Here is a 17403-nt window from a genome sequence, read left to right as displayed (position 1 = left end):
TTTCAATGAGCCTTTTTGCCTGGGGAATGTCTTAATGGGCAGGAGGATAAGCATTACTTTTTATATACGGAGGCTGATGTTTTAAGAAAGGTCGCAGCGTTCTTTGCTCTGCGGCTTGTGAATGTTGATGAAGCGGACTTTATAAATGCACTAAAGACCATTTCAAATGGCTTCCCCACTTGAAACGGTCTTTACAAAGGCCTAGGGACCGTCTCAAACGGTTCCATGACCTGCAGTTCTATTGACTAGCCTGGCCGCTACAACGGCCATTGGGCCTGCCCACCAGGCTCCTGCCTATTTTTCAGGCTCAACCTTCATCGAGAGTAGTTTTTCCGACGTTAAACGATGTGTAATAATGACCCGGACGAAAAATGTTTTGCCGTTTTCCTCTACTTTGAATCGGAACGTATCGGCAACATCCGATTCATTTATTTTTGAGCGGCCAAGGTATTCATAGTCCCTGATTGGCTCGCCTGGATAGTCGGCACTAACCACCGTTATGGCCATTCTTCCATACTTTTCATAGTCAGGATTTTGCGCCTCAATGTTGTTTGGCTGTATCGCCATAAATGCCAGGACGGCAATAAGTACAGCAACCAGTTTTTTCATCCCCAACAGTCCTTTCCTGTTTTCTCATTGTATAGTGTGGCTCGGCGAAAATTTCCTATGCACCATGGATGGTTTCTAGTCCTGGCAGTTGTTACAAAGCCTTTCAAACAGGCATCTCCAACATTTTCAGCGTAACTTTCCACACGAACTCCATACACTAATTTCAACTCCTAACAAGGAGGAGAAAAAATGAATAAACTGGATTATGACAGGGCGCTTTATTATGTACACCGCTCCCAATGGGACAATCTTCTGATCCTCATGGTTCGGACACGGGACCATTTTCTTTCAAAAAAAATCGAGCATTTTCTCCATGCGTACCATTTCGAGCATGATTACGCGGTTCTTGAGAAAAAGCTCTACTCCCTGCTACGCTATCTAGACCATGCAGCAGAGATGCCCGAAAATGCTCCACAACAGCTGCCGGCTTACAGCTTATCCTGATACGTTCAGGGTGAATTCCACCACAATATGCTAAAAAGCACGGCCAAAATGGCCGTGCTCTTTTTAGAATGAATCCTCCCAAAACCGTTCAATCGTTTACAAGCCCATTTTTGACAGCATACAAGGCAGCCTGGGTCCTGTCGGCAAGTTCAAGCTTTGCAAGGATGCTTGACACATGGGTTTTTACTGTTTTTTCCGTTATGAAAAGGGAGGTCGAAATTTCCTTATTGCTCTTTCCGCTGGCAATTTCCTTTAGCACTTCCACTTCCCTCTTTGTCAGTTCATCAAGCTGTTTCCGCGCATCCCTTTTGCTCCCTGAAAATTGCGACAGCAAATGGGAGGTCGCTTTCGGATGGAGCTGGTTTTCGCCGGAGCAAAGCCTGCGGATGGATGCCGCGAGCTCATCCGGTTCAATATCCTTCAGCTGATAACCTGTCGCGCCTGCTTCAATCGCCGGAATGACATGGTTTTGGTCGGAAAAACTTGTCAAGATCATTATTCTCATATTCGGCTGGTTTTTCTTTATTGCTGCCGTCGCACTAATTCCATCCATGACCGGCATATCAAGATCCATTAAGACTATATCTGGATTCAATTCCGCCGCCATAGCCACTGCTTCCTCGCCATTTTTCGCCTCCCCGATTATCTCAAAATCCTCTTGTGTTTTTAAAAAGAACGCCAGGCCCCTGCGGACGACATTATGATCGTCGGCGATTAAAATTCGAATGCCCATTTTCTYTCCCCTTTTCAAACCGGAATTTGGGCTGATAACTTTGTCCCCTGGCCTTCCTCGCTTTCGATACGGAAAGAGCCGCCAAGCCTTTCCGCCCGCTCCTTCATGCCCTTCAGCCCTAGGGAGGGCAGCTCATTTCCGCCAACATATTGGAACCCGCAGCCTGGGTCGGTGATATCCAGTGACAGCCAATTTCTTTCAACCTCTATTTTTATTGTAATTTTTGTTTGCCCGGAATGCTTTTTGCAATTGGCCATTGATTCCTGGCCAATCCGCCAAATTCCTTCTTCAATTTTTCCCGGCAGGTTCAGCACCCCTTTAACAAGGATGTCCAGCTCGAGGCCAAGCATTTGCGCGTAGCCACGAAGAGCGCTGACGATGCCATTCTCAAGGCCTTGGGGGCGTAATTGCCAAATCAGCGCCCTCATTTCATTCAACGCTTCCTGGGCGAGTTCCTGAATATAGGTGAAAGTCTCTTTCACTTCGGCATTTTCCGCCATTGAAACCCCTCCCTTGGCCGTCAGGCTCACAGAAAACAGCAATTGGTTAACAGAATCATGCAAATCCCTGGCAAGCCTGTTCCGTTCTTCGGTAAGGGCAAGCTCCTGTTCACGCTGGCCAAGTTTGATTCGCTTTAGGGATGTGCCAATTTGAAGGGCCACCGATTCAAGGAGCGCCAATTCCTCTTTGTTAAAATGGGTTTTATGCGGGGAGCCGACATTCAATATCCCAAACTTTTCATCACCCGCTCTTAACGGAACCGTTGCATGATGCGTCAGCTCTCCGGTGTCGCCAAGATTGTTCAGGATCGCATCTTCCAGCCTTTTGCATTCCATGATGTTTGTTGCCTTCGCTAGCCTGCCATTTCTGTACTTTTCGATACACCAGCATTCCCCGGCACACATGGGAGCAAAGTCCGAGCGGGACAAAGCTTCGGGAAGGTTTGTCCGTGCCGCGAGCCTGTAGGAGCCTTCTTCATCAAGCAGAAAAATCCAGCCCGTTTTTAGACCGGTAACACTGAGTAATTTTTCCAAAACATCCGAGAGAAGTTCATCCGTCTCCGTACCTTTATTCAGCAGCTCGGCAATTTCCTTTAAGATGCCAAGCTCCTGCAATCTTGACTCCGCCTCCATCCGATTTCCCCCACCTATGTTTTCTTTCATTATACATTTTTCTGAAAAGTTTGCCTTAGCCAATTGAATGGGAATGGCTACGACCTAAGCCTGAGTTTTTTTAAAAAAAAGCAGCGGTTGAAGTACATTATCCGGAAATACGAAAAACCCGGGAATCCATTCAGGTTCCCGGGCGAATCCATTATAGTTTTGTATTTACCAGTTCCATGAACTCGGCTTCAATCTGCTTTAGTTTCTTCCTGCTTGCTTCAAGGCTCTTGTCATTTACCCCGAAGTAAAATTTGATTTTCGGTTCGGTTCCCGATGGCCTTAGGCAAACCCAGGAGCCGTCCTCAAAGAAATATTTCAAGACATTTGATTTTGGCAACTGGATCTTTTCAATTCCTGCTGAAGAAATCCTGACACTTTCAAGATAATCCTCCGAAGTAACGACCGACATGCCGGCAAGTGCTGAAGGCGGATTGGAACGGAAGCCCGCCATGATTTTTGCGATTAGCTCGGCCCCATCCTTTCCCTTCATCGTCATTGATTGGAGTCCTTCCTGGAAGTAACCATATTTCTCAAACACATTCATAAGGCCGTCATAAAGGCTCAATCCCTTTTTCTTGTAATGCGCGCAAACCTCGGCTGACATGAGCGCGGCTTGAACTGCATCCTTGTCACGGGCAAAATCGCCAATCAGGTAACCATAACTTTCCTCATAACCAAAAAGGAAAACCTTGTCACCGGCCGCTTCATATTCCTTGATTTTCTCGGCGATGAATTTGAATCCTGTCAGGACATCGATTGTCTCCAGTCCATAGGCCTCGGCAATCCTCCGGCCAATTTCGGACGTGACAATCGTCTTCAGGACGACCCCGTTTTCCGGAAGGGTTCCTTTTGCTTTTTTCTGATCAAGAATATAATCAAGAAGGATAGCCCCAGTCTGGTTTCCTGTCAGAACTTCATATTCACCGGCATGGTTCTTAACGGCGATGCCGAGCCTATCCGCATCCGGGTCGGTGGCAATTAGGATATCCGCGCCAACCGTCTTTCCGTCGCGAATGGCCAGTTCGAATGCCGCATGTTCCTCCGGATTTGGGCTTTTTACTGTTGAAAAATTCGGATCCGGACGTTCCTGTTCACGAACGATGTGGACGTTTTTATAACCGAGCGCTTCCAAAGCCGCCCTGACAGGTTTGTTCGCCGTCCCATGGAGCGGAGTAAAGACAATCTCGATTGGCGACTTCTCGGCAATTGATCGATTTTCCGAAATTGTAGCCAGCTTATTAATATAGGCGTTGTCTATTTCATTTCCAATTGTTTCAATAAGGCCAGCTTCTCGCAGTTCTGCCTCACTTTTTACGTCAATGAGCAATTCATTATCGATTTGATTTACCTTGGCAATCACTTCATCCGCCGCGGCAGGAGGCAATTGGCCGCCGTCTTCCCCATACACCTTATAGCCATTGTACTCAGGCGGATTGTGGCTTGCCGTAATAACGATTCCAGCTGCCGCGTTCAAGTACCGGACCGCGAATGAAAGCTCAGGTGTTGGACGCAGCTCATCGAATACATAAGCTTTAATCCCCCTTGTCGCAAGCGTCCTTGCAGCCTCCATTGCGAACTCCGGGGACTTGTGGCGGGAGTCATACGCGATGGCGACGCCGCGCCTTTTCGCATCCTCACCTTTTCCTTCTATGTAAGAAGCAAGGCCGTTGGATGCCTTACGGATGGTATAGACATTCATCCGGTTCGTACCCACGCCGATTTCCCCACGCATTCCCCCGGTGCCAAACTCCAGGTTCTTATAAAAAGAATCCTCAAGAAGTTTGTCATTATCCTTCATCGCTTCCAATTCAGACTTTAATTCGGAATCCAGCCCTGTGAATTCCATCCATTTGGATGCTTTCTTTCTCCAGTCCATTGTAATTCCTCCGCTTCTCAAAACCTATTTTCTATTTGCCTATAGCAAAAAGACCGCTGTCTTCTTATATCATCTCTATTCTAAAGGGTTACCCAGCGATTTTCCACAATCGTCAATTTTCGACCCGGCCTGGGATTGTACAAAATTAAATTTTTCCCTTAAGATATTGAAAAAGAGGTGAACAATAGTGAAAAAGGACAGCCGGGAGAACATTTTATTTTTCGCATGGGCCGTATCCATTTTGGCGATGTTCGGGAGCCTTTATTTTTCGGAAATCCGAAAATACGAACCGTGCGAACTGTGCTGGTATCAGCGTATCCTCATGTACCCACTAGCGCTCCAGCTTGGCATTGCCACTGTGAAAAAGGATTACCGGTTTGCGCTGTACAGTGCGTGGGTGTCAGCAATCGGCATGAGCGTTTCCGCCTATCATTACTCCCTGCAGAAGCTCCCATTCATGGCAGAAGCAGCCCCAGTGTGCGGTAGGGTGCCATGCACCGGCCAATACATTAACTGGCTCGGCTTCATCACCATCCCATTTCTCGCCCTAACGGCGTTTACTCTCATTTTTGTATGCAGCATGATTATTTTGAAAAGAAACAAGGGGGAACATGTATCGTGAAGAAAGTACTAATATTTCTCGGAGTCGTTGTCCTGCTCTTCATTGGCACGGCCTATCTGACAAATAAACAGAATGAAAATAAAACAAGCGGGAACAACCCGTATGGAGACAAAAAACTCGCTCCTGAAACAATTGCCCAGTTGGATGACCCAAATTACCAAAATATCGTCACTCTCGAAAATCTTGAAAAAAAGCTCGCCAACCACGGGGATTTGACCGTTTATTTTTATAGCCCGACTTGCCCGCACTGCCAAAAAGTGACGCCAATCCTGATGCCGCTCGCCAAGGAAATGGACGTTGATATTCTGCAACTCAATGTGCTTGAATATGATTCCGCCTGGGACGTTTACAAAATTGACGGAACCCCAACCTTGATCCATTTTGAAAATGGCGTTGAGACAGCTAGAATCGTCGGTGAAAGGAATAAGGAGCAATTACAGGAATGGCTAAAGAAAAACGCATTGGAAAAATCCGCGGAATAACAAAAACGCCTGCTGCCGGCAGGCGTTTTTGCTTTGGGACGGATTAAACAAGAAGCTGATTGGCCGCGGGTGTAAACACACTGAAAAAGGAATCGGCGCGTTTTCGCGATGGCAGGAAAGAATCATACTCGAACGGAAAGAGTAGGCCATAGTAACGCAGATTTTCGGCATTCTTCATAAAAAGCGCCTTGTGATGGTCACTCGGTTTAGGCGATTCAAGGATGGAAATAAGCGTTTGCAGGCTTGCCATAACATAAAAAGCATCCCGTAACGTCCCGTATGCGTCCTGGCTGTTCCCGTTATGTAACACTCCAAGCCTTTCAAATTTTTTGATTTCCTTGTCCGAGAAATACCTTGGAAAAATGCCTGTATAAAAATGCTGAATTAAGTCACCGATTTCTTCATCCTGGCCAGGGGTCGAGGCAAAAACGATTTTCACGGAAAAACCACCTTTGTTACATTTGTAATACTGACGTAATATATCATTAGAATAGCACATCTAGAACTGTAAATTGGATGGTAATTTCAACCACATACAACCAGAAATGGGAGTGGAAAGGAGCGGTAAGGTGCTGAATACCAAAAAAACAGGAAACTTTCTGGAATTGGCGATTCCCGATTCATGGGAAGGCATAAAAACAGCGCAGATTTTCACGGAAAAATGGGGGGTTCCGAAAAAACTTACCCACCAGTTCAGAATGGAAGGGAAAGTTCTTATGAAGGGTAAAAGGGTAGATTGGGAAATGCCGCTGCCTGCCGGAACAAAAATCCATGTTTTGCTTTACGAAAACACGGAGCCGCAAGTTGAGCCATTTTACATGGATTTGGACATTCTCTATGAGGACAGCCATTTGCTGATAGTGAATAAGCCACCCTTTATAAATACCCACCCAAACTCCCCAGGCGATAACGAAACGCTCGTGAATGCAATTACAGCCTATCTCCAGTCGTCCGGAAATGGCGGGATTGTCCAGCAAATCCATCGTCTCGACCGGGATACCACAGGTGCGATCGTGTTCGCAAAGCATCCCCTTGCCGGCGCCATTCTTGATAGGATGCTCGAGGAGAGGGCAATCAAAAGAACGTACATCGCCGGGGTACAGGGGACAGCGCTTAGGAAAAAAGGGACAATTAAGGAACCAATCGGAAGAGACCGCCACCACGCAACCCGGAGGCGGGTTTCCAAAACAGGCCAGGACGCTGTAACTCACTACCGGGKTTTAAAAACCGACATTACGAAAGGCGTGTCATGGGTCTCCTGCTGGCTCGAGACAGGCCGGACGCACCAAATCCGGGTCCATTTCAGCCATATTGGGCATCCGCTGGCAGGCGACTTGCTATATGGCGGGAAACCTATCTTTAAACGGCAGGCCCTCCACTCAGCAAAAATTGAATTTTCACATCCCATAACGATGGAACAGATTAGTGTACACGCGCCGTTTCAGGACGAACCGCAGATATTTGAAGGAATTGATGTGGAAAAGATATGAGGCGTTTCGTTTTTTCCTTGGCATTAAAATAGGCCTCCCAAAAGTGGGAGGCCCTAATAATTATTAATGATTTGACCTTCTGAACGATTTCATAATCAAGCTTAGCAGGAAGACAAGGATTACTGCGCCAATAATGGCCGGAATTATCGCAAAGTCAGCTACGACAGGACCCCAGTCACCCAAAATCGCTGTACCCAACCATGCACCTACAAAACCTGCAATAATATTACCTATAATTCCGCCTGGTACATCCCTGCCAACGATCATTCCTGCTAACCAACCGATGATACCTCCAATAATTAATGCCCATAGAAAACTCATGTAAATTCACTCCTTGAATAGTAGTTGTTTTGTTAAAAAATGCGCCTTTTGTTCCGGCTGCTGCAGCCACAAACAGTGACGGTGTAACAAGCGGGACGGCGATGCCGTCTCTTGTTTTTCCCTAACTGTTTGTACCTATAAAATACCCCCATTTTATTAAAATAAACACAATCAATTATTCTCCATTTTATTAGGAAGAGAGATATTCTTCACAAAAATGCCAGAAACTTGTATACCGTGGTTTTAAACTATGCACACTCATTGGAAGACCTGGCCAATTTGAGCGACAATCAAAAACCGAGTATATAAAACGGGTTTGCGTGCCATTCTTCCTGGACTTTGCCCTACTTGTCACCGATAAAGAAATTGGACATTTCATCGTCCCGCTAAACTAAAAAGCCTGCGCTAATGCGGCAGGCTTCACATATTAATCACATTAAAAATCAAAATTATCCGGATCCGCCCCAAAACGGGTACCCGCATCCAGGCTATTAATCAATTCCATATCTTCCGCCGATAATTCAAAGTCAAACAAATCCGCATTTTCCCTAAGCCTCGTTGGTGTTATCGACTTTGGGATGACTGCAACGCCGTTTTGGAGATGCCAGCGGAGAATGACCTGCGCTGGTGTTTTTCCATTTTTTTCAGCGAGTGCGGTAAGGACTGGATCAGCAAGGATCCTTCCTCTCGCAAGGGGAGACCATGCCTGGACAAGGATGTCATTTTTCACACAAAACTCCCTCAGCTCCTTTTGGGCGAGTGCGGGATGAAGTTCGACCTGGTTGACCGCCGGCTTTAACATGCTTTGGCCCATCACGTCCTCCAGATGGTGAATATTGAAATTGCTCACCCCAATGGCCCGTACCTTGCCTTCCTCATACAGTCGCTCGAGCGCTTTCCACGTTTCAACGTATTTGCCTTTCACAGGCCAATGGATTAAATAAAGGTCTATGTAGTCGAGCCCAAGTTTGCCAAGGCTTGTTTCAAAAGCCTTCAAGGTTGAATCGTACCCCTGGTCGCTGTTCCACACTTTTGTCGTTATAAAAATTTCTTTACGGGGAATGCCGCTTTTGCGCACTGCCCGGCCAACTCCCTCTTCATTTTGGTAGAGTGCCGCCGTATCAATCAACCGGTAGCCAAGCCTAAGCGCCTCCGCTACAGTTGCTTCAACTTCAGTTCCCTCCTCCACCTTATAAACTCCAAGGCCAAAATAAGGAATCTCTACTCCGTTATCCAGTCTCGCAGTTTCAGTTATTGACTTCATCTTCATCAGCCTCCTTATACAAATTCTACATTTTATGCCGGGAAGATGCACAATATAAGGAAGAAACTTTTCCCCGGGCGGTTTTATTGCATTTCTATAGGATATATATAGAAAGAATTTGTTTTTAGTGGCAATCTTTATAACGTTGAAAAACCTTAAATTCGATCCGTCCTAATGTTAAGTTTTTGTAAATTCAACGTAAATTACTTTTCTTTTTCGACAAATTTCATTTACAATAGTTTCGTTTGGCACGTTTTTTAAACGCAATAAAAAATGGGGGTATTCGAATGGCTTTTAAAAAGAATGACAAGTTCACCACCCTTCTTGGTGAAATTGCTGCAAACCTAAAAGAAAGCGCCAATTATTTCACAGACTATAAACTCAAAAATGTCAGTGATCTTAAAACATTTTCCGAGAGCATGAAAGAATATGAATCCAAGGGCGATACGTATGTTCATTCGGTTATTAAGGAATTAAATGACGCTTTCATTACCCCGATTGAGCGGGAGGATATCCTGCATCTTGCCAACAGCATGGATGATGTCCTTGATGGCCTTGAGCATTGCGCGGCTTTATTCGAAATGTATTCAATTACGGACGCGGACGACTTTATGCTTCAGTTCACCGACGCTATCCAAAGCAGTGTAATTGAAATTGAAAAAGCGGTAACACTTCTTGCAACGAAGAAACTGCTCCAAATCCGTGAACACGCAATTTCCATCAAGGATTACGAATCAAAATGCGATGGAATCCTGAGACAGTCGATCAAACATCTCTTCTCCGTTGAAAAGGATCCAATCCGGATAATCCAATATAAAGAGATTTACGAAACACTTGAAGACATTGCTGACAGCTGCCAGGGAGTGGCTAACACGCTTGAAACCATAATCATGAAAAACGCGTAAGGAGCTTTAACTATGGATTCTGTATTTATATTTACCGTAGCGATTGTTATTTTCGCTCTTGCGTTTGACTTCATTAACGGTTTCCATGATACGGCGAATGCGATTGCCACCTCCGTATCGACCAAGGCATTAAAACCGCGGCATGCAATTGTTTTGGCTGCCGTTATGAACTTCGTGGGTGCGATGACGTTTACCGGGGTTGCAAAGACGATTACGAAGGATATAGTTGACCCCTTTACTCTCCAGAACGGGACAGTGGTCATTTTGGCGGCGCTTTTGTCGGGAATTACCTGGAACCTGCTCACCTGGTATTTTGGCATCCCAAGCAGTTCCTCCCATACTCTAATCGGTTCGATTGCTGGAGCAGCGATTGCTTCCTCAGGGTTTAGCACAATCGAATATCAGGGCTTCCTGAAAATTCTTCAAGCCTTGATTTTCTCGCCAATTTTGGCTTTTGTCGTAGGTTTTATCGTTTATTCGATTTTTAAAATCATTTTTAAGGATGCCAATTTGACTAAAACAAACCGCAACTTTCGGTTAATCCAAATTGGAACAGCAGCCTTGCAATCTTATACACACGGTACCAACGATGCTCAAAAGGCAATGGGGATTATCACAATGGCCCTTATTGCCAATGGGTATGTAACAACTTCGGACATTCCATTCTGGGTACAGTTTGCCTGTGCGACAGCAATGGGTCTAGGAACATCTGTCGGAGGCTGGAAAATCATTAAGACTGTCGGCGGAAAAATCATGAAAATCCGCCCGATCAATGGCGTTGCCGCCGATTTAACTGGAGCAGCGATCATATTCGGTGCGACATACATCCATCTCCCGGTCAGCACAACCCATGTCATCTCCTCTGGTATCCTCGGTGTGGGTGCCTCCCACCGCCTCAAGGGCGTAAAATGGGGAACGGCGCAAAGGATGCTGATCACATGGGTCATCACCTTGCCAATTTCAGCGGCGATGGCGGCAGGTTTCTATTATATTTTGAACCTTTTCCTATAAAAAAAATGGGCCTTCCGATTAGTGAAGGCCCTTTTCGTACTAGGATAAGGCTATACTAAATTTGCAAATACATATTGATTGTATAGTTATCTTATCTAAAAAAGCAGGAGGCATCTTCATTTATTTGAAGATGCCTCCTGTCATTTGCTTATGCCTCAACCAATACTTTCTTCTTTAAAAGCTCTTTTCCCGCAATGCCTGGATCGGTCATTTCAAACGGATGGAGGATGGCGTCTAGCTCAGCCTCAGTCAAAACTTGTTTTTCCAAGCATAGCTCACGGACCGATTTTCCGGTCTCAATGGCCTCTTTTGCAATGGCGGCAGCCGTTTCGTATCCCACATGCGGGTTGATTGCGGTAATGATGCCGACACTGTTATTGACATACTCCTCAAGCCTTTCGCGGTTTGCCTCTATTCCCTCAAGGCAATACTTACGGAAAACCTCAAAGACATTTGTCATGATCTTAATCGACTGCAACAGGTTGAATACGAGGACTGGTTCCATGACATTCAACTCGAATTGGCCCGCTTCAGAGGCGAGGCAAATCGTATGGTCGTTGCCGATGACCTGGAATGCCACCTGGTTCAACACTTCGGCCATGACTGGATTTACTTTGCCCGGCATAATGGACGATCCCGGCTGGCGCGGCGGCAGCATAATTTCAGCGAGTCCCGCCCTAGGTCCCGATGCCATCATCCTCAGGTCGTTCGCAACCTTCGACATATTCATCATGCACACTTTAAGCGCAGCCGAAACTTCGAGATAGCAATCCGTATTTTGGGTTGCATCGACGAGATGCTCCGCCTTTACAAGCGGAAAACCGCTGTTTTGGGCAAGGTAGCCGACGACACTTTCGATATAGGCCGGATCGGCATTCAAACCGGTTCCGACAGCCGTCGCGCCCATATTCACCTCATAAAGATGCATCCTTGAGTTCCTGACTCTTTCAATATCCCGCCAGAGCACTCTCGCATACGCCTGGAATTCCTGGCCAAGCCTGATTGGAACCGCATCCTGCAAGTGGGTCCTGCCCATTTTGATCACATCGTCAAATTTCTTCGCCTTTTCAGCAAACGCATGATTAAGGGCCTCCATATTTTTCAAAAGGCCTTCAAGCGAAGAAAGCACGGCGATATGAATTGCAGTCGGAAATGCATCATTTGTCGATTGCGCCATATTTACATGCGTATTCGGGCTGATGTATTGATAACTGCCTTTTGGCTTTCCAAGCAGTTCAAGGGCCCGGTTAGCAATTACCTCGTTTGCATTCATATTTACCGATGTACCCGCGCCGCCCTGGATTGGGTCAACGATAAACTGGTCATGCCATTTTCCTTCAATCACTTCATCTGCGGCAGCAATGATCGCGTTAGCGATTTTGCCATCAAGCTGGCCTGTATCCCTGCTGGCCATGGCCGCCGACTTCTTTACAACCGCCATCGATTTGATTAGGCTTGAATCAATCGTGTAGCCAGTAATCGGGAAATTTTCAACCGCCCGCATTGTTTGAACCCCATAATAGGCTTCATTTGGGACTTCCTTTTCCCCGAGGAAGTCTTTTTCGATCCGGTATTCTTTCTTTATGTCCATTTTTTCCGCCCCTTCGCAAGTCCCTTCCCATCTTAAATCCCTAAACACATTTATTATACCTTAAATAAGGTAAGAAAATCAGGAAGATTCAATGACATTTCGCCCCCTTTTTAAAATGGGGAAATTGATTTGGCTTTTTAAAAGTTGTCGCCTTGGCCCGGAACGAAGATTTGTCCAGACTTCCCCAAATTCAAAAGAGTTTGCATAATTGTTTTCGACAGTTGGCTCGGTTTGTATGGTTTTACGAGATAGTCCTGCGCTCCAAGGCCAAGCCCCCGTATTTTTTCATCCAGGGCACTGGAAATGATAATCGGAAGGTTTTTCAAGTCTTTACTTTTCTTCATTCTGTTCATTATTTCCCATCCGTCCAATTCTCCTCCCCCTAAGACAATATCAAGGACCAGGGCGTCTGGGGGCCGTTTTGCCATTGCTTCGAGTGCGGCTTCCCCATTGGAAAAATAGGTGACTCGAAAACCATTTTCCCGTAATTCCTGAACAATTAGTTCCCTAAGGCTGGAATCATCCTCAACCACCATCACCCGGTAACCAGAGCCGTTGCCCTCTTCTATGTCGGCCTTCTCCTCAATTTTTTTCAGATAGGCGGGGAATGTTACGGTAAAAGTAGAGCCTAAATCAGGAACCGAGCTGACTTTTATATCTCCTCCGTGCTCTTTAATAATTTCCTGTACAATTGCGAGCCCCAACCCTGTCCCGCCTATTTTCCGCAGGTCCGAATTATCGACGCGGTAGAATTTTGAGAACAGCTTGCCCATCGCCTCTTCCGGAATGCCGATTCCAGGGTCCGAAACCTCAACATTCAGATTGCCGTTGTCCCCAAAAACAGTAATGGTAATCGTCCCGCCTTCAGGAGAATATTTAATCGCATTGCTGAGGAGATTCCTGAATACTTGTCCTATCTTTTCCTCGTCTCCAATCATAGTGGCCGGACTATCCGCTACGACAAAGTGGATTTCATGTTTCGTAGTTGTATCTTTATAAAGGTCAACCACTTGTTGGACGACTTCGTTTAGGTTGATTGGTTTTTTATCGTACTCCATTTTTCCGGCTTCCATCTTTTGGACATCAAGGAAGTCATTAATCAGGCTTGTCAAACGCTTCGCCTCACTTAAAATTGTCGTCGTATACTTTTTCTGCCTCTCCGGCTTTAGATTCCGGTTCAGCATAAGCTCGCTAAAACCGAGAATACTTGCCAGGGGCGTCCTTAATTCATGGCTTACGGTGCTGACAAACTCCGATTTCATTTGGTCGACTTCAAATTCCTTCGTAATATCCCTGTGGACAAAAACCGTTCCAAGCCGTTTCCCTGCGTGGCAAACAGCCTCGCTATAAACCTTGATAACCTGGCCAGTATCCTTTTTAGTATACGTAAACGTATGAGATTCACCATTCTCTTCACCCAAAAAGGCTTCAGTTAAGTAGACAAGAAACTCATCATTTTCATCAATAAAGGAATCCAGCATGGTAGTCCATTGCTCTCGGCCTATTCCTATTGGATGGCCATCATTTAACCCGAACATTTCGCAAAATTTCCTATTCAACTGCAGGATGGTGCCTTCCTGATTAACGAGCTGGACTCCTTCCTTGATTGAATCGAGTATACTTTGATTGAGCTTCCTTTCCTTTTCCGATAGTTCAAAAATAGAAATTTTATCTACAGCTATGCCTATATTTTTTGATAAGATTAGCCAGTCTTCATAATCCTCTTGCACGAATGGTTTTCCCAGCCTCGTAAAACACATGACCGCGGCGATATCCCTTTCCGCTGTAAAAACCGGAATATAAAGGTCCTGGCAAAAGAAACTCTCATCGTGCAACCCTTCTTCTCCGGACTGTGTGCGCCTTTCAATTAAAATGGGACCTTGTTCCGCAACAATTCTTCCAACCATTCCTTCCTTTAAGTGCTCGATAAAGTTCCTGCTTCCCTCGCTTGAAACCCCTTCAGCGGCAAATGACTCATCGGATAAAAGGACGATAATTCCCTTGTCCGCTCGCAAGATTCTTCTCATATTCGAAATGACGCTGCCAAGCACTTCCTGTTTGTTCAGGGAACTGGACATCCTGTTGATCAATTCGTTCCGGCTGCCAAGTTTCCTTTCATTGTTTTTCAATTCGAGAAGCGTTTTTTCAAGCTCCTCCTGCTGGGCATGGAGTTCCTCCTTTTGGTCAATGAGTGTAGTGTTCTGCTTAAGCAAATCCTGTTCCTTTTCCAACACGTTTTCTGCCATGATTCGGAAGGCAAGTGAAAGGACCCCTATCTCATCTTCCCTGTTTTCAGCCTTTGGAAGGTAGGCAGTTTTGCCATCGGCAATGTCGTTTGCGGCGGCGGAAAGCTCGGAAAGGGGTTTGCCAACCTGTCTTAGCATCAACCTTATTAGTACTAGTACTGTTAGAAGGATTCCAATAATAAATAAGATAAATGTAAGCGTCACAATTGTTTGCTTTCGAATCAGCTTGCTATACCGGTCGTCCAGTTCATCCTCAAGCCCGGCTAGATACGAGCTAAGAAAACTTCTAAAGTCCTTAACCCTCTTGGTGACTTCAGGATTGGCTTTCGCAAGCTCGGGGCCCTTTACCCCATTTTCAAATGCAGAGAATAGCCGGGTAGTGACTTCACCAAAATAGTAGTCGGAAAAACTGTCAACTTCCTGAAGGAACACTAGATCCTTTTCTGATGAAGCCTTCTGTCCAAAATCATCACTAAGCCTTCTAATTACTTCCTCCTTTTCAATTGTACTGTCCCTCATATTGTCATTTCCGAAAGCAAAATAGCCCCTTGCGTCAAAGAAGGCCTCGTTATAAGCTTCACTTATTTTCTGGGCTGTCAATGCCTTTTTCTTTAGGGTAGTCCTTTCTTCTGTATAGGAATCGCTAATTTCGTTCAGGATTAAGAGCAGAATGCCGGTTCCCACGAGAAAAAAGAGCAGGAATCCGCCCATCATCACGCCAAATCGCCGTGCAAGGCTTTTTCTCAGGTAGTTTCTAATCATTTCCATTCAGTATTTCCTCTACCTTCCCCAAAAGCTGGGCCGGGCTGAAAGGCTTCGATATGAAATAGTCCGCACCCGCATTTAGGACCTTCTCCTGCTCGTACTGCTGGCTTTTCGCTGACAGCATCACAATTTTCGTCCCTTCGCTCCTCGCCTTTCCACGAATCATCCCAATAAGTTCAAGGCCAGTATACACGGGCATCATATAATCGAGAATGATTAGATCATACGTATTCTGTTTGATCAGGTCGAGCGCTTCCTGGCCATCGGCGGCTTCATCGATCTCAAAACCACTGTCCTCAAGCGTATCCATTATGAGCATCCGTAAAATTTCTTCGTCTTCCGCCAGCAAAATCCGTTTCATCACGATTCCCCTTTCGTGCTTGCTGTTTTTTATATCTCATATCTGATAGCAACGCCAAAAACATCGATTTAAGCAGATTGATAAGAAAACCTTTTTTTATTTTGCATCATTGGGACACCCCTTTTCTTTTCATTTCTCCCCAACTCTTATCCCTTTTAATTAATTTCCATATCCCTTCGCAGCGCCAAAGGACGGTTAGTGGCCTGTACCAAATCGTCTCGGTCAGGGAGTACAAAAAGAGCTTCACAATATCCCGAACCTGAGGATATTTTGTTAAAGACCATTCTTCCAACACGACAGCCGCCATGGAAATAATCGAACCATAAAGCAACGACAACAGGAATATAAGTGTCCCAAATTCAAGATACGTTCCCCCTAAAAACAGAGACAGGATGATAAAGATATATCCAGACAATTCAAAAATCGGTCCTAGAAACTCGACTAACCAGAAATAAGGGAAGGCAATAAAGCCAATTGATCCGTATTTCGGATTGAAGGTCAATTTCCGGTGGGCCCAAAGGCTTTCAAACAGTCCACGATGCCACCTGCTCCGCTGCCGGCGCAATGTGGTCATGTCCTCAGGCACTTCCGTCCAGCACACGGGATCGGGGACATAGACAACCTTTTTCTTCAGGCCCTTTTCCTTAATAAGGCGGTGCATTCGGACAACGAGTTCCATATCTTCCCCGACCGTATCCGTCTTGTAGCCGCCAGCTTCTACAACCCAGCGTTTCGAGAAAACTCCGAACGCCCCGGAGACGATAAGCAGCAGATTGTGCCGGCTCAGGCCAATCCTTCCCAGCAAAAACGCCCGCAAATACTCAATGATTTGCATAACAACAAGAGGATGGCTCGAAATCCCGATTTTTAATATATGGCCATCCCGAATTTTACAGCCGTTCGCAATCCGGACGCTTCCCCCTGACGCAATGACTTCCTCATCTGAATCAATAATTGGCTTCATAACCTTCTGAAAAGCATCGTGTTCAAGGACAGAGTCCCCATCAAGGGAGCAAATATAAGGATAGTTGGAAAAATTCAGCCCGGCATTCAATGCATCCGCTTTACCGCCATTTTCCTTGTCAATCATATAAAGGTTGGGGAGAAGCGACGATTGATAGATTCCCCTGATCGGTTTTGAAACGAGCTGCTTCCGGATAACTTTGCTGATTTCCTTCATCTCATAATGATCAATCATTTTTTTTAGTGTTTGATCCTTTGAACCATCATTTACAACGATGACTTCGAAAAGAGGGTAATTCAAGGACAGGAGGGAACGGACGCTTGGAACGACCCCTGCCTCCTCGTTATATGCCGGGACTATGATTGATACCGGCTTTGTATAAATCTCGTTTGTATACTCCATGTATGCCTGTTTCCTGTCGAGCTGCAATTCTTTTCGAAGCTGGGCAACAGAAATAAATAAAATGATCCAATAAAAAATAATAACTCCACACATATAGATGGCAATAAACCAGCCAAAAAACGTCATAATATCAAGCCACTCAAGATTTGCCATC

Annotated in this window: 17 protein-coding genes; 6 read left to right on the top strand and 11 right to left on the bottom strand. The window is 45.6% G+C overall.

Going from position 1 to position 17403, the window contains the following annotated elements; translation table 11 throughout:
• Window positions 1–294: 294 nt before the first annotated feature.
• On the bottom strand, window positions 295–609 hold the full coding sequence (locus ADU24_RS03850) for a DUF3889 domain-containing protein (RefSeq protein WP_082307022.1): 315 nt from the start codon (window positions 607–609) through the stop codon (window positions 295–297).
• 189 nt (window positions 610–798) lie between these two features.
• On the opposite strand from ADU24_RS03850, the gene ADU24_RS03845 reads away from it, so the two are divergent.
• Window positions 799–1053 carry a YhdB family protein gene (locus tag ADU24_RS03845; RefSeq protein WP_053365386.1) on the top strand — a complete coding sequence of 85 codons (255 nt, stop codon included), beginning with the start codon at window positions 799–801 and terminating at the stop codon, window positions 1051–1053.
• Between the two features lie 88 nt (window positions 1054–1141).
• Here the strand turns inward: ADU24_RS03845 and ADU24_RS03840 are convergent, their stop codons facing one another.
• From ADU24_RS03840 to ADU24_RS03830, 3 genes are all read right to left on the bottom strand, one after another.
• A complete protein-coding gene (locus ADU24_RS03840) occupies window positions 1142–1786 on the bottom strand; it encodes a response regulator (protein WP_053365385.1) in 645 nt (214 codons plus the stop codon).
• Window positions 1787–1800: 14 nt separating this feature from the next.
• Window positions 1801–2919: a GAF domain-containing sensor histidine kinase gene (locus ADU24_RS03835; protein WP_053365384.1), complete on the bottom strand. Its 1119-nt coding sequence runs from the start codon at window positions 2917–2919 to the stop codon at window positions 1801–1803.
• A 181-nt stretch (window positions 2920–3100) separates the two neighbouring features.
• Window positions 3101–4825: a phospho-sugar mutase gene (locus ADU24_RS03830; protein ID WP_053365383.1), complete on the bottom strand. Its 1725-nt coding sequence runs from the start codon at window positions 4823–4825 to the stop codon at window positions 3101–3103.
• A 187-nt stretch (window positions 4826–5012) separates the two neighbouring features.
• On the opposite strand from ADU24_RS03830, the gene ADU24_RS03825 reads away from it, so the two are divergent.
• Entirely contained in the window at window positions 5013–5447 is a 435-nt protein-coding gene (locus ADU24_RS03825) for a disulfide formation protein C (protein ID WP_053365382.1), read from the top strand.
• Window positions 5444–5929: a thioredoxin family protein gene (locus tag ADU24_RS03820; protein ID WP_053365381.1), complete on the top strand. Its 486-nt coding sequence runs from the start codon at window positions 5444–5446 to the stop codon at window positions 5927–5929. The genes ADU24_RS03825 and ADU24_RS03820 overlap by 4 nt, the downstream gene beginning before the upstream one ends.
• Window positions 5930–5972: 43 nt before the next feature.
• On the opposite strand, the gene ADU24_RS03815 is transcribed toward ADU24_RS03820, so the two are convergent.
• Window positions 5973–6368 (bottom strand): DUF5365 family protein, encoded by a 396-nt coding sequence (locus ADU24_RS03815; protein WP_231689559.1) that lies wholly within the window; start codon window positions 6366–6368, stop codon window positions 5973–5975.
• A gap of 130 nt (window positions 6369–6498) precedes the next feature.
• Here ADU24_RS03815 and ADU24_RS03810 point away from each other — a divergent pair, with 130 nt between their 5' ends.
• Window positions 6499–7419, top strand: a complete 921-nt coding sequence (locus ADU24_RS03810; protein ID WP_231689558.1) for an RluA family pseudouridine synthase — start codon at window positions 6499–6501, stop codon at window positions 7417–7419.
• 63 nt (window positions 7420–7482) lie between these two features.
• Here the strand turns inward: ADU24_RS03810 and ADU24_RS03805 are convergent, their stop codons facing one another.
• Window positions 7483–7740: a GlsB/YeaQ/YmgE family stress response membrane protein gene (locus ADU24_RS03805; protein WP_053365379.1), complete on the bottom strand. Its 258-nt coding sequence runs from the start codon at window positions 7738–7740 to the stop codon at window positions 7483–7485.
• A gap of 436 nt (window positions 7741–8176) precedes the next feature.
• Window positions 8177–9004, bottom strand: coding sequence for an aldo/keto reductase (locus tag ADU24_RS03800; protein WP_053365378.1), 828 nt, complete (start codon window positions 9002–9004; stop codon window positions 8177–8179).
• 287 nt (window positions 9005–9291) lie between these two features.
• Here ADU24_RS03800 and ADU24_RS03795 point away from each other — a divergent pair, with 287 nt between their 5' ends.
• Both ADU24_RS03795 and ADU24_RS03790 read left to right on the top strand, forming a co-directional pair.
• Window positions 9292–9909, top strand: coding sequence for a DUF47 domain-containing protein (locus ADU24_RS03795; RefSeq protein ID WP_053365377.1), 618 nt, complete (start codon window positions 9292–9294; stop codon window positions 9907–9909).
• 12 nt (window positions 9910–9921) lie between these two features.
• Entirely contained in the window at window positions 9922–10920 is a 999-nt protein-coding gene (locus ADU24_RS03790) for an inorganic phosphate transporter (RefSeq protein ID WP_053365376.1), read from the top strand.
• A 148-nt stretch (window positions 10921–11068) separates the two neighbouring features.
• Here ADU24_RS03790 and aspA read toward each other — a convergent pair whose 3' ends face one another.
• The 4 genes from aspA to ADU24_RS03770 form a co-directional block, all read right to left on the bottom strand.
• Window positions 11069–12511 carry an aspartate ammonia-lyase gene (gene aspA, locus ADU24_RS03785; RefSeq protein WP_053365375.1) on the bottom strand — a complete coding sequence of 481 codons (1443 nt, stop codon included), beginning with the start codon at window positions 12509–12511 and terminating at the stop codon, window positions 11069–11071.
• A gap of 137 nt (window positions 12512–12648) precedes the next feature.
• Window positions 12649–15525, bottom strand: coding sequence for an ATP-binding protein (locus tag ADU24_RS03780; RefSeq protein ID WP_053365374.1), 2877 nt, complete (start codon window positions 15523–15525; stop codon window positions 12649–12651).
• Window positions 15512–15883, bottom strand: a complete 372-nt coding sequence (locus ADU24_RS03775) for a response regulator (protein WP_053365373.1) — start codon at window positions 15881–15883, stop codon at window positions 15512–15514. The genes ADU24_RS03780 and ADU24_RS03775 overlap by 14 nt, the downstream gene beginning before the upstream one ends.
• A gap of 106 nt (window positions 15884–15989) precedes the next feature.
• Window positions 15990–17402 (bottom strand): glycosyltransferase family 2 protein, encoded by a 1413-nt coding sequence (locus ADU24_RS03770; protein ID WP_053365372.1) that lies wholly within the window; start codon window positions 17400–17402, stop codon window positions 15990–15992.
• Between the last annotated feature and the right edge of the window lies 1 nt (window position 17403).

The organism is Bacillus sp. FJAT-27245, assembly GCF_001273955.1.
Classification (GTDB): Bacteria; Bacillota; Bacilli; order Bacillales; family Cytobacillaceae; genus Bacillus_D.
Note: the sequence above shows the minus strand (reverse complement) of the source record. Positions and strands in the feature narration are given on the sequence as shown.